Source organism: Runella rosea, assembly GCF_003325355.1.
GTDB classification, from domain to species: Bacteria; Bacteroidota; Bacteroidia; order Cytophagales; family Spirosomataceae; genus Runella; species Runella rosea.
This window is the reverse complement of sequence record NZ_CP030850.1, coordinates 4,804,435-4,817,545: the sequence shown is the minus strand read 5'-3', so window position 1 is coordinate 4,817,545 and position 13,111 is coordinate 4,804,435. Positions and strand designations below refer to the sequence as shown.

The following is a 13,111-nucleotide window of genomic DNA, read 5'->3' as shown; positions in this document are numbered from 1 at the left end:
GTAAACTTAACAACGATTTGCTTTTCATCGGCTTTACTTTTAGTTTATGCAGTCGCTTACGTGACGCGAGCGACTGCATAACTGCGGATTAATACCCTGGATTTTGCTTCAATTTTCCCTGATACGCATCAACCGTGGCTTGGTCGTACGGGAAAAGTTCACTTTTTCCAGACACAAAGAATCGGGCAATTCCTGCGTGGAGCTGCATTCCATCAATGAGATTGGTGGTCAGGTGTTGTCTCCAATCCAAACGCGTCCAGCCTGCAGGTGCCGTGGTGGTAGTGCTTGGTTTATAAAATGAAGTTTGCCATTGAATTTCTTCTCCGTTGTTTCTCCAATAAAGATATTGGGGTACGTTAGCGTAGGCTCCTTTTGCATCTCTCATGTCCTGAATTTTCTGACGGGTTTCGGCAATCTTTTGTGTCAATAAATTCCAACGAATCAAGTCAAATTTACGAATACCTTCACTACCAAATTCTAAATATCGTTCGTTGACAATGGCGTCAAAAAAGCCTGCTTTATCCGTAGGGGTTTTCCCCATTTTGCCTTCGTTGCCTTTATACGCCCTTTTTCGTACTTCCTCAAAGGCAGAAATAGCGGCGGCCGTTGGCCCATTTAGTTCGTTTTCGGCTTCGGCAAACATAAGCAATACATCCGCAAAGCGAATCAAAGGCCAGTTATAGCCAGGGTTGAGGGCCGTGCCCTGCAACAACGGCACACGCCAGTCTTTTCTGAATTTCCCGTCGGTGATTTCTCCCAAACGACGCGGTGATTTGACATTCGTTGCCGCTACGGCATACAACGTTGTGGTTACGTCGCGGCGGGTGTCGGTGGAGTCAAAAGCGTAGAAATAATTGGGTAGTACCAACAAACCACCCCCACCAGTACCGTACCGAGAAGCCGCATTGACCGACGGCCCGTTGTAATTCCCCATGCGACTGTCGGAGTTGGAATTTGACCCGCCCGCTCCCACTTCAAAAATAATTTCGCCGAAAGGGTCATACGTAAACGACGTTAACTTACGCCAAATATCTTCAAAACTTGGGTTGAGGGTATGTTCTCCGCGCTTGGCCATGAGGTCAGCGCATTCATCGCGGGCAATCTTGATGTAGGTTTGATAATCAGCGTTACGCTCCATTTTACCGTTGCTACGCAAGGCGTAACCGCCTCTAAACATCGCCAGTTTGGCCCGCAGCGCCTTCACAGCCCCTTTTGTAATTCGCTCATTGCGAGGCCCCACTTCGGTACGCCACGGCACAAGGTCGGTAGCTGTTTTTAAATCTTCGATGAGCTTGGCGTAGGTCACGTCGCGGTCAGCCTGAGGAATAAACAAATCTTCCTGCTTATAGGCCGGCGTAAACGGCGCAGGTACATCACCCCAGTTACGAATCAATTCAAACAAAAACTGCGCCCTCAAGGTCAATACTTCCCCGTGTAAGCGGCGTAACTCTTTCTTTTCGGCATCGCTTCCATTGGCGTAAAGGGCCATTTGCGGAATTTGCTCAATGCACAAATTGGCTTTTTCGATGCCCCGGTATAACTGCAAAAACGGGTTGCGAAGCTCGGCATTGGTGAGCAGCAATTGATAACGACCAATGCCTCTGCGACCGTTATCAATGTTGCCAGAGACAATCATTTCGTCCGAATCGTATGGGTAATACATGTTGATACGGATTCCGTAGCCATTGTCTCCCATGAGTTCGTCGTACACACCAATGACGGCGTTGGTGGCGTTGGCAACATTCCCAAACGCATCTGAAATGCTGATTTGAGACTTTGGCTGCACCTCGAGATACTCTTTACATCCGCTCACCATCAACAGCGTAACGAAGAACGGGATGGCTAAAACGGTTATTTTTTTAAATATATTTTTCATTTTAAATTAAGCAGTTTTAAAAATTAAAACGTCAAATTCACTCCAAAAACCCATGTTTTAGCCCGAGGATAGCCTGCAAAATCGACCCCTTGCGTAAGTGGATCGGAGCGACGCGTATTTACTTCGGGGTCGTAGCCAGTGTATTTCGTCAACGTAGCCAAATTGTTGACCGTCGCAAAAGCCCGGAATCTTGACAGTTTGATTTTCTTCAACACCTCACTCGGCAACGAATAGCCCACAGTGAGGTTATTGATTCTTAAAAATGAACCGTCTTCAACCGCCCACGAATGCAACCAATAGCGCTGAACGCGCACTGGCGACCAAATAGTGGCGTTGGCATTCAAGGCCGCTAGCGCGGTTGGGTCAGTGACTACCTGTCCTTGGTCGTTGATATTCGTCCAACGGTCTTTCATAAATTCCAGCATGTTTAGGCTCGGAAACGCCCCGTCGGTCATTTCAATTTTATTGGCGTTGTAGATGTCGTTCCCCACCACCCAGTTCATAAACAGACTCAAATCGAAGTTTTTATACGCAATCTGGTTGTTCCAGCCACCGATAAATTTCGGGTTGGCATTGCCGATAACCGTGCGGTCTTTATCAGCAGTGACAAGTCCATCCCCATCAATGTCTTTCCATTTCAACATCCCCGGCTGCGGGGTGCCATAGACAGAATTGACAGCAATACCTGGCTTGACGGTATAAGTATTGGTGGTTGCGTTGAATGTAAAATCATCTACTTTATAAAATCCGTCGGTCACAAAACCGTACATCAATCCTACCGGCTCGCCTACTTTTACCAGATAGTCGTCGGTGCCATCGGAGCCTTGCCAGCCTGAGTTGCGGGTCAATTGGGTCACCGTTCCGAGACCCGTCACCGTGTTTTTATTGGTCGAAATGTTCAGGTTTGAATTCCACGTAAAGTCTTTTTTCTGAATGATGTACGCGTTTAGCTGTACTTCGATTCCCTTATTGGTGGTAGAACCCAAATTTTTGATTTGCGACGAATAACCCGAAGTCGGAGGAATGGCCACGGCCAACAATAAATTTCTTCCGCTGTTTTTGTACGCATCAATTGAAAGTTGGAAACGGTTACTCAAAAATGATAAATCCAAGCCAACGTTTTGTGACACGTTTGACTCCCATTTCAAGTCCTCATTGGCTAACGCAATCGGCGCATAACCTGGCAACACACTGTGGTTGAGGGCGTATTCGCCGGTGACACCGTACAATTGCTGATACAATAAATCGCCAATGCGGTTATTGCCCGCTACCCCGTACCCAAGCCGTACTTTACCATCGGTAAGAAATTTGCTTCCTTTCATAAAATTCTCCTTGGTAAAACGCCAAGCCACGGTTCCCGAAGGAAAAACGAGCGCTCCGTTGGCGTAGTTAAACTTCGAAGAACGGTCGGAACGCAGCGAAACCGTCGCCAAATATTTATCATTATATCCATAACTCACGCGCCCAAACAACGAAAACAGGCGGTTGGCCGGCGTCTCGTTGGAGATAGGCCTAGCCTGTTGCGCACCCGTGGGCGGCGAACCGAGGCCCATGTTGGCCAAGGCCTGTTCGGCCGAAATATCGGTGGGAAAATAGCGCGTTTCAATCGTGGTACTCTTGCTGACGTTCTGGTAAATTTCCTGCCCCACAATCACATTTAAGTCGTGTTTGGTCTCAAACTTTTTGCTGTATTGTAGCGTATTTGAATTGTTAATGGTAAAAGCCGATTGTTGAAAAATAGAAGCTACTGGCTGAGATGCGTAGTTGCGAGCCGTTCCCGTGATTTTACTCCAAAATGAGTTATTCTGAGCATCATTGTTATCAATTCCGATCGTGGTTTTAAACGTCAAATTTTTCAAAATACTGTAGCTCGCGTAGCCGCTCAGGTTGATGGCTTTGGTGTAGGCTTTGCGGTATTCGGCCTGCGTCATCAGAATCGGATTGACTAAGTTACCAGAAGAAATGTATAGGTTTTCGTCAAAATCATCTACTTCGGGAGCAATCCCAACAACCAACGGACGGTACTGCACCGAGTGGCGAAGGCGGTTGGTCGATTTGGTACCACTCGTGGTAGTACCCGCGCCGCTAACGGTTTGATTCAGGTAGCGTACGTTGAATCCAAGACGCAGTTTTTCGGAGGCTTTGTGGTCCATTTTGAAGGTAGCCAGATACCGATCAAAGCCAGATTCCAACAATACTCCATCTTCTTTGTTGGCCGTAAGGCTTAAATTATAGTTGGTAGCGGCATTGCCCCCATTGACAATCAAATTATGGTTTTGGTACGTGGCCTGTCGCCCAAATACCTCTTCTTGCCAGTCAATCGGGGTTAAAGTTTTGTATTGATTGAGGTTTTCCCAAGCGCCGTATTGATCCGAAAAGCTTTTTTCGGCCGCCGCATCGTTGCGGCTGCGCTCGTACTGCCAACGCACAAAATCATATGGATTCATGACGGGCAGTTTTTTAAATATTTCACGCACGCCCATAGAGCCGTTATAACTCACGGTTGTTTTGCCGCCTTTACCAGACTTTGTGGTAATAATTACTACACCATTAGCTCCACGTGCTCCGTAAATAGCCGTCGTAGAAGCATCTTTCAGTACATCAATGGTCTCAATATCTTGCGGCGAAAGGAAGGAAAGCGCATTTTCAACCTGAATTCCGTCAACGATATAAATGGGTGAATTATCTTGGGTAATGGAACCACCACCACGGATACGGATTTGAATATCAGCCCCCGGCGCACCTTCTGAGGTGGTGACGCGCACCCCCGCCAAGCGCCCCGTGAGGGCTTCAGCGGCATTGGTGAGGGGAATATCTTTCAATTGTTTAGCTCCGACCGACGAAACCGAGCCCGTCAAATCGCGGCGGTTGATGGCCTCGCCGTACCCAATCACAACCACCTCCTCCAACATCTTTTGGTCGGGATTGAGGGAGAGATTTACCTCAGAGCGGTTGCCCACCACGACGCTTTCGGGAAGGTAGCCCACAAAGCTAAAAATAAGCACCGCATCATTTTTTTCGGGAACGTTAATCGAGAACTTGCCTTCGATAGAAGTGGTCGTTCCTACGTTGGTGCCTTTGAGCAAAATACTCACCCCGGGTAGGGTTTCGCCCGATACGCCGTCGGTCACGGTTCCTGTTACCCGGCGATTTTGCGACCATGCCAAGGACACAAAGCCGAGAAACAAGCATAAGGTAAAAAAGTGTTTTTTCATGTAATAGGTCGTGTATTGGTATAAGTAACTATCGTAAAGCAGGAATCGGAAGCAAATCCATATCGGTAAAATCCTTGTTCTCTCCCGCCATTCCCCAGATGAAAGAATAGCTTGAAGTACCGCAACCCGAGTGAATCGACCACGGCGGCGAAAGGATAGCTTGGTGATTGGCTACCCACAGATGACGTGTTTGTGTAGGCTCGCCCATGAGGTGCAGCACCCCATGATTTTCGGGAACGTCAAAGTAGCAGTAGGCCTCCATGCGTCGGTCGTGCGTGTGGGCAGGCATGGTATTCCAGACGCTCCCCGTTTGGAGCACCGTCAATCCCATGACCAATTGGCAGCTTTGAATACCACCTTCGTGTATGTATTTGTAAATGGTGCGTTGGTTGGCCGTTTCGACCGCACCCAGATTCACTGGCGACGCTTCTTCTTTGGTAAAAGTCCGATTGGGGTACGTATGATGTGCTGGCGATGACAGCAAAAAGAAGCGGGCAGGAGTCTCTACATTTTGGCTATTAAAAACCACATTTTGAGTGCCTTTTCCAAGGTACAAACAACCTAATTTATCCAACTCAAACGTAACTCCATCGGCCACTACACAGCCTTTCCCTCCCACATTGATAATGCCCAATTCGCGGCGCTCCAGAAAATAGTTAGCTTTGAGGGCATCGTGTGTTTGGAGCGTAATGGTACTCTCCAGAGGCATTGCACCACCAGTCAACACCCGGTCATAATGCGAATACACCCATTCGATTTGATTGGGTGTAAACAGTGTTTCAATCAAGAAGTTTTCGCGAAGCTCTTCGGTATTCATCTGGGCCGTTTCTTTACGGCTGCTTTCGTGTCTTATTTGCATTTGAGTTCTATAATTAAATGTGCAATAATCTGCTGTATTTCAAATATTTACCGTCCCATCCAACCACCATCTACGGTCAAAATCGTACCATTTACGTAGTCAGAAGCCGAAGACGCCAAAAACACGGCTGGGCCTTTGAAGTCCTCTGGCTCGCCCCAACGGCCCGCCGGAATGCGGTCCAAAATGGACTTACTGCGGTCGGCATCGGCCCGCAACGCGGTTGTGTTATCCGTTGAAATGTAGCCAGGCGCAATCGCGTTAACGTTGACCCCTCTGCCCGCCCATTCATTGGCAAGGGCTTTTACGAGACTCCCAACCGCCCCTTTGCTCGCGGCATAGCCAGGCACGTTTATCCCCCCCTGAAAAGTGAGTAACGAGGCCGTGAAGACAATCTTTCCGTATCGTCTTTCCATCATTTCTTTTCCAAACTCTCTGGCCAGAATAAACTGAGCATCTAGGTTGATAGACAGCACCTTATCCCAGTACTCATCGGGGTGACTAGCGGCTGGTTCGCGTAGGATAATGCCCGCGTTATTGAAGAGGATATCAACGCAAGAATGTGCTTTTTTTACCTGATTGATAAATGCGTATAATGAACTGCGGTCGCCTAAATCAGCCGCGTAGGGGCTGAATTTACGGCCCAATTGATGCACGGCTTTTTCAATTTCACTTCCTTGCAACGGCATTGACCGCGACACCCCGATGATGTCGGCCCCCGCCTCGGCGAGGCCCGTGGCCATTGCAAAGCCAATTCCTCGGTCACAGCCCGTTATCAATGCCACTTTACCCGTCAAGTCGAAGCTTTTCATTTTTTTGATTTTAATTTTTTTTAGAAATTTGGATAAAAAGCATTGTTATCCATTTGCTTTACCTCTTTCTATTCATTCGTTGCAGTATTCAAGTTTAGGCCATAATTTTAGTACATTACAAATATTTTGTTGACTTTTTTTATGCAATCGTTGTCGGCAACGTTCCCAAAATGTCAGAAATAGAGTTTATCTTGTTTTTTTTTGAGTTGTTTACCAAAAAGACGTATCTTCACTTCTCAAAAGAGAATCCTTTACCCAGAGTAAAAAAATTGTACAAAACCAATAATTAAGACTGTGGAGATAATTACCATAAAAGATATAGCTAAGGCGCTCAATCTTTCAACTTCTACAGTATCGAGGGCGTTGCGGGGGAGCTACGAAATTAACCCTGAAACCAAGCGACTGGTCATGGAATATGCCGAGCGGATGAACTACCGCCCCAATCCCATTGCCCTGAGTTTGAAAGAAAACCGTAGCCGTTCGATTGGCGTAATTATTCCTGAGATTGCCAACAACTTCTTTTCGCAGGCAATTAACGGCATGGAATCCATCGCTTACAATCGCGGGTACCATGTGGTGATTTCTCAAAATCACGAATCTTACGAGCGTGAGCTGGTCAGCACGCAATATTTGGCTCAACGCAGGGTAGATGGCCTTTTGGTCTCTCTTTCGGGAGAAAGTAACGACCTAGAGCACTTTAAAGAGCTACAAACCAAAGGATTACCTATTGTATTTTTTGACCGCGTACCGCAGGATTACATTACGCACAAAGTAATCGCCGATAACTTTGCCGGAACCTACGAAGCCACCGAGCACTTGATTAAACAGGGTTTTCGTCGCATTGCCCACTTGACCAGCCCTTCTTGGCTTTCCATTACGTATGAACGGTTGGAAGGCTATAAAAAAGCCCTCCAAAATCACGACATCCCCATTGAAGACTCGTACATCAAGTATTGTAGTCATGGAGGAATGATTTTGGAAGAAGTTGAGCAAGCAGTTATGGAGTTGATTAACCATCCCAACCGCCCCGATGCCATTTTTACGGCTGGCGACCGCCTTACTACCACTTGTATGTCATTGATTCGGAGAGAAGGGCTGCGTATTCCAGAAGACATCGCCATCGTTGGATTTACCAACTTGGTTACGGCTCATTTGCTCAATCCTGCCCTTAGTGCCGTTCGTCAGCCCGCTTACGAGATGGGACAATTGGCCACCGAATTCCTAATCGACCTCATTGAGCGCCCGAAAGCGACGATTCGTTTCGAAACGAAAAAATTAGACACGCATTTGGTCATCCGTGATTCTTCTATCAAAGCCACCACGTAATTTTAGACCAATGCTTCGTTTTTTGTGCATTGCCTGTTTTCCTTTTTTTTTACAGGCCCAAACCCGCGACACCCTCACAACATTCCAGCCCGATTCCACCTTTTTTGTCCGTACCAAAGGCCCATTGGCCTATCTCAATTATGGAGTGGGTGAAGACCGTCTCGGAGGCGCAAAAATGGGGTATGTCGATTCGCTGGTATTGCTCAAAGTCACCGCTAAATACAAAGATCTTTATCGGGTACGTTTGACCAACCAACTCTCGGCGTGGATTCCGCAAACCCTCACCAAACGCGATACCAACGTACGGCTTCCTTCGGTACAGTATTTAACGGCTTCTTGGCGCGTATCTGGCGACAATCGTCAGGATTATGTGTCTATCCCATTGCCCGAGCGACTGCCCTACCGCAGCCGTCAGGAGATGAATCCCGCGCGAATTGTGGTGGACATTTTTGGTGCCACCGCCAATACCAACTGGATTACCCAACTTCGCACGGCTAAAGAGATTAAAAACATTGATTATGAACAGGTTGCCGATGACCAATTCAGGGTTATCATTTCCTTGCGCCATGCACAACATTGGGGTTACGCCATCGGCTACGAAGGCCGTCGGCTGGTAATACGCGTTACGCATCAACCCGAAAAATTACGCCTTCGTGACCTGACCATCGCGGTAGACGCTGGCCACGGCGGTAGCAACTTAGGCGCTCGGGGGCTGCGATCAAAACAATACGAAAAAGACTTTAATCTCAGCATTGCCCGACATTTACAGAAAGAACTTGAACGCAAGGGAGCAACGGTGCTGATGACCCGCAACAATGACTCACTGATCAATAATACAGACCGCGTACTGAGCCTTCGTAAACTCAAACCCGACCTGCTTATCAGTATTCACAACAATGCGGCGGGCGATACCACCAAAACCAAAGGGACAAGTACGTACTATAAACATCTTGGGTACAGGCCGTTGAGTCAAGCCATATTGAAGCGATTGCTGGATATGGGATTGACCGAATACGGCAATGTCGGCCGTTTTAATTTTGCGCTCAACAGCCCTACCGAATACCCCAATGTGCTGGTAGAAGGATTATTTTTAAGCCACCCCGACGACGAGGCGCTTATTTTGGAAGACGGGTACCGCAAAAAAATGGCCAAACAGATTCGAAAGGGAGTAGCAGATTGGTTAAAACAAGTCAGAAAGCAACGTTCGTAAAAATAGATTACGTAATTTTAGGGTCGCTTCGGTAAACATTTCGCCCCTATGCCTTTTATTTATTTTATACTCCTGTTTATGCATTCTGCTGTTCCAGAAATCCACTTGGCGAAAGGCCAATCAACCACATTACCACAAAACCATTTTCGCTACGCCACCGACGGAAAAGAAGCGCCCCAGTCTACCTTGGTAAAACTGAGTTTTGACGAGGAATACCTATCCGTTGATTTTCAGTGCTTGCAAAATCCCTTTTGGAGCCAAAACACCTACACAAAGCACAATACCGAAATGTGGAATCAGGAGGTTTTTGAGGTGTTTATTGCCGAAGGCAGCGCCACTCCCACCCAGTATTTAGAATTAGAAATCAACCCCAACAACGCGCTGTTTGTGGGTTGGATTGACAATCCGACGAAAGAAGCACCCCAAAAATTGACGTTTGTTCCTCACGAAAAAGCAGGTATCAAACACGAAGTGAAAGCAAATGGCGATACTTGGTCGGGCAAAATGCAGATTCCGTGGGCTTTATTGGGAGGCAAAAAAGACACCTATCGCCTCAATTTTTACCGTATTGTGTCACTCCAATCCCACACAGATCCCAATTGGAAATGTGCCCCTGCCGACTGCGATTTTACCTGTTGGAGCCCGTCAATGAGCGGTGCAACACCCCGTTTTCACCGCCCCGATGCGTTTGGGATTTTGCATTTGAAATAGCCTATTCCACCGTCAGATAGATAATATTGGTGGGCGTAAGCAGGTGCTTTACTGTTATTAGACTCCCTTCTTTTATTTTCTCAAATGTCTCTGCCTGTTCTACATCAACTTTCATAATGCTTTGAGAAACAGGATGTTTTAGCCATATCAAATAAGAATGCGAAGTCCCACTTTTGCTGGAGCGATGCACGATAAGTTCTTTTTTTTCAACGGGGACCATCGCCGTTTCGGTAAAATCAGATTTGGGATACAACATAAATTTTCGGACGATTTTGACCGTGCTAGACAGCAGTTCACCCATAAGCCACAACCAAAATGGCAGCAATGCCACTGCATAAAGTACCGTGTCAGGAACGGGAAGAATGGCCAATAAACGACTCCCTATATCTTGTACAACCTTCAGCATATCTTTGGATAAAAACCACAAACAAAAAAAACAAATCCAAAAGACCGTTGGCCAAATCCACCAGATAACTTTATAAGTGATTTTAATGAAGTTATCAATTTGATCAACCGCGCGGTCGGCATAAAATTCAGTTTTAAGAATTGCATTCATAAGACCAGAAAGGTTGGGAGGGTGAATTTAAAAATTTGTCGTCACATTCTCCTATTTTGTTTCAATCCTATTCTGAGCTTCTTCCGGCAACGTTGCCGACAACGATTGCATAAAAAAATGCAATAAATGAGTTGTTTTGTTATAATTTAACCAGTAATCTCGTACAGGATTCCTCGTTCTATCAAACCAACTCCATGAAATCATTTCTTCGGATTTTCTTTTTACTGGCCTTGACTGCCTTTCGTCCAGTGGATGAAAAACTTACCATTTTCCTATGCGGTGATTCAACGCTAGCTCCCAAACTGCCCGCCGATGCGCCCGAAACAGGCTGGGGTATGGTGCTGCCCGAATACTTCAATACCGACGCCGTGCAGATTCAAAATCACGCCGTCAACGGTCGCAGCACCAAGAGTTTTATCACCGAAGGGCGCTGGCAAAAAGTGGTGTCACAAGTCAAAAAAGGCGATTGGGTTTTTATTCAATTTGGCCATAATGACCAAAAAGTAGTCGATAGCACACGCTCGGCTCCCGCGCAAACGTTGTACCGCCAAAACCTGATTCGGTTTGTAAACGAAACCCGCGCCAAAGGCGGCAACCCGCTGTTGATTACACCCGTTATGCGGCGCAAGTTTGACGAAAAAGGGACGTTTGTGGACCAGCACGGCGAATACCCACAAGTGGTAAAAGATGTAGCCAAAGAACTGAAAGTGCCGATGATAGATTTGCACGCCAAAAGTCAAGCCGTGATTGAAAAGCACGGCGTAGAAGGCTCAAAAGTGCTGTTTATGCACTACGGTGGAGGTATTTATCCCAAATTTCCCAAAGGCATCGAAGACAATACCCATTTTTCCCGTTACGGCGCGTCGGTCATGGCGAGCTTGGTCGTGGAAGGCATCATGGAATTGCCAATTGACTTGAAAAGCTTTGTCAAAAAATCAGAATTTACGAATAAATACACCTACGAGCTCCCCAATTATTACACGCCCGTTTTTCGCAAAGACACCTTCAACATTGCCCGCTACGGCGCTAAGGCCGATGGTCTGACGGTGAATACCAAAGCCATCAACCAAGCCATCGAAGCCTGCCATGCTGCGGGCGGCGGCACGGTATTGGTACCCGCAGGATTGTGGCTCACAGGACCGATTGTATTGAAAAACAACGTCAATCTGCACATTGCCAAAAGTGCTTTATTACAATTTAGCCGCAATCACGACGATTATCCGATTGTGGTCACTACTTGGGAAGGGCAAGAATCATACCGCTGTCAGGCACCGATTTGGGGCGTAGATTTGACCAACATTGCCCTCACGGGTGAGGGGGTGCTCGACGGTGGCGGCGAGGTGTGGCGCGCTATCAAACGCGAAAAACAAACCAATTCACAATGGGCGGCACTCCTAAAATCAGGTGGCGTGGTGAGCGATAAAAACGACTTATGGTACCCATCAGAAAAGTCCAAAAAAGGCAATAATTTGCCCAATGCAGGACGAATTCTGAACGGTATTCACCCAACGCCCGCCGAATTGGAGTCTTACAAAGATTTTTTACGGCCCAACATGATTAGCCTAACGCGTTGTAAGAACGTATTGCTGGAAGGCGTCACGTTCCAAAACTCTCCTGCCTGGACCATGCACCCGCTACTCTGCGACCACGTCAGTATCCGCAACGTGACCGTCAAAAACCACTGGTACGCCCAAAACAGTGACGCGCTCGACCTCGAATCTTGCCGCAACGGCATCGTGGAAGGTTGTACCTTTGATACAGGCGACGACGGCATCACCATCAAATCGGGCCGCGATGAGCAAGGCCGCAAACGCGGTGTCCCGACTGAAAACTTTATCATCAAAGATTGCAAAGTGTACCACGCCCACGGCGGCTTTGTGATTGGCTCCGAAATGTCGGGCGGTGTCCGAAATCTATTTGTGTCCAATTGCACTTTCATGGGTTCAGATGTAGGCCTTCGCTTCAAAACCGCCCGTGGACGTGGCGGCGTGGTGGAAGACATCTACGTAACCGACATCAACATGACCGAAATCCCCGGCGAAGCCATTCTTTTTGACATGTATTACGCCGCCAAGGACCCCATACCACAAGAAGGCGAATCCAACGAATTGCCGACCATCAAAGCCGAGCCATTGAACGAAGGGACGCCACAGTTCAAAAATTTCTACATCAAAAACATCATTTGTCAAGGAGCCGAAACCGCCATTTTGGTACGCGGCCTGCCCGAAATGAGCATCAAAAATATCAACATTGAAAACGCCGTCATCGAAGCTAACAAAGGCTTGGTGTGCGTGGAAGGTGAAAATATAAACCTCAAAAACGTAACTCTTTTGACCAAAGACAAAACCGTGATGCAGGTGCAAAACAGCAAAAATGTAGTCCTGGACGGCATCACGTACGGGTCCGACAAAGAGGTACTATTGAAGGTGATGGGTACTCGTTCCGAAGGCGTTCGTTTGCTGAATACAGATGTGACCAAAGCGAGAAAAGAGGTGGAATTGGGTGTTGGAGTGAAGGGGAAGGTGGTGAGTAAGAAGTAAAAAAGTATT

At 47.2% G+C, this 13,111-nt stretch carries 9 protein-coding genes; 4 read left to right on the top strand and 5 right to left on the bottom strand.

Going from position 1 to position 13,111, the window contains the following annotated elements; translation table 11 throughout:
• Positions 1–88: 88 nt before the first annotated feature.
• From DR864_RS19975 to DR864_RS19960, 4 genes are read right to left on the bottom strand one after another with little or no spacing between them, the layout of a single operon-like run.
• A complete protein-coding gene (locus tag DR864_RS19975; protein ID WP_114068627.1) occupies positions 89–1,876 on the bottom strand; it encodes a RagB/SusD family nutrient uptake outer membrane protein in 1,788 nt (595 codons plus the stop codon).
• Between the two features lie 23 nt (positions 1,877–1,899).
• The gene (locus DR864_RS19970) at positions 1,900–5,091 is read right to left on the bottom strand and encodes a SusC/RagA family TonB-linked outer membrane protein (RefSeq protein WP_114068626.1); all 3,192 of its coding nucleotides are present in this window, start codon (positions 5,089–5,091) and stop codon (positions 1,900–1,902) included.
• Positions 5,092–5,119: 28 nt separating this feature from the next.
• Positions 5,120–5,950, bottom strand: coding sequence for a 5-dehydro-4-deoxy-D-glucuronate isomerase (gene kduI / locus DR864_RS19965; protein WP_114068625.1), 831 nt, complete (start codon positions 5,948–5,950; stop codon positions 5,120–5,122).
• A 47-nt stretch (positions 5,951–5,997) separates the two neighbouring features.
• Positions 5,998–6,759 (bottom strand): SDR family oxidoreductase, encoded by a 762-nt coding sequence (locus tag DR864_RS19960; RefSeq protein ID WP_205319142.1) that lies wholly within the window; start codon positions 6,757–6,759, stop codon positions 5,998–6,000.
• Between the two features lie 294 nt (positions 6,760–7,053).
• Here DR864_RS19960 and DR864_RS19955 point away from each other — a divergent pair, with 294 nt between their 5' ends.
• From DR864_RS19955 to DR864_RS19945, 3 genes are all read left to right on the top strand, one after another.
• Positions 7,054–8,085: a LacI family DNA-binding transcriptional regulator gene (locus DR864_RS19955; RefSeq protein WP_114068623.1), complete on the top strand. Its 1,032-nt coding sequence runs from the start codon at positions 7,054–7,056 to the stop codon at positions 8,083–8,085.
• 10 nt (positions 8,086–8,095) lie between these two features.
• On the top strand, positions 8,096–9,295 hold the full coding sequence (locus DR864_RS19950) for an N-acetylmuramoyl-L-alanine amidase (RefSeq protein ID WP_114068622.1): 1,200 nt from the start codon (positions 8,096–8,098) through the stop codon (positions 9,293–9,295).
• Positions 9,296–9,373: 78 nt separating this feature from the next.
• On the top strand, positions 9,374–10,006 hold the full coding sequence (locus DR864_RS19945; RefSeq protein ID WP_229599423.1) for a carbohydrate-binding family 9-like protein: 633 nt from the start codon (positions 9,374–9,376) through the stop codon (positions 10,004–10,006).
• Position 10,007: 1 nt separating this feature from the next.
• On the opposite strand, the gene DR864_RS19940 is transcribed toward DR864_RS19945, so the two are convergent.
• A complete protein-coding gene (locus DR864_RS19940) occupies positions 10,008–10,562 on the bottom strand; it encodes a hypothetical protein (protein WP_114068620.1) in 555 nt (184 codons plus the stop codon).
• Positions 10,563–10,756: 194 nt separating this feature from the next.
• On the opposite strand from DR864_RS19940, the gene DR864_RS19935 reads away from it, so the two are divergent.
• Positions 10,757–13,102 carry a glycosyl hydrolase family 28 protein gene (locus tag DR864_RS19935; RefSeq protein ID WP_114068619.1) on the top strand — a complete coding sequence of 782 codons (2,346 nt, stop codon included), beginning with the start codon at positions 10,757–10,759 and terminating at the stop codon, positions 13,100–13,102.
• The last annotated feature ends 9 nt before the right edge of the window (positions 13,103–13,111 follow it).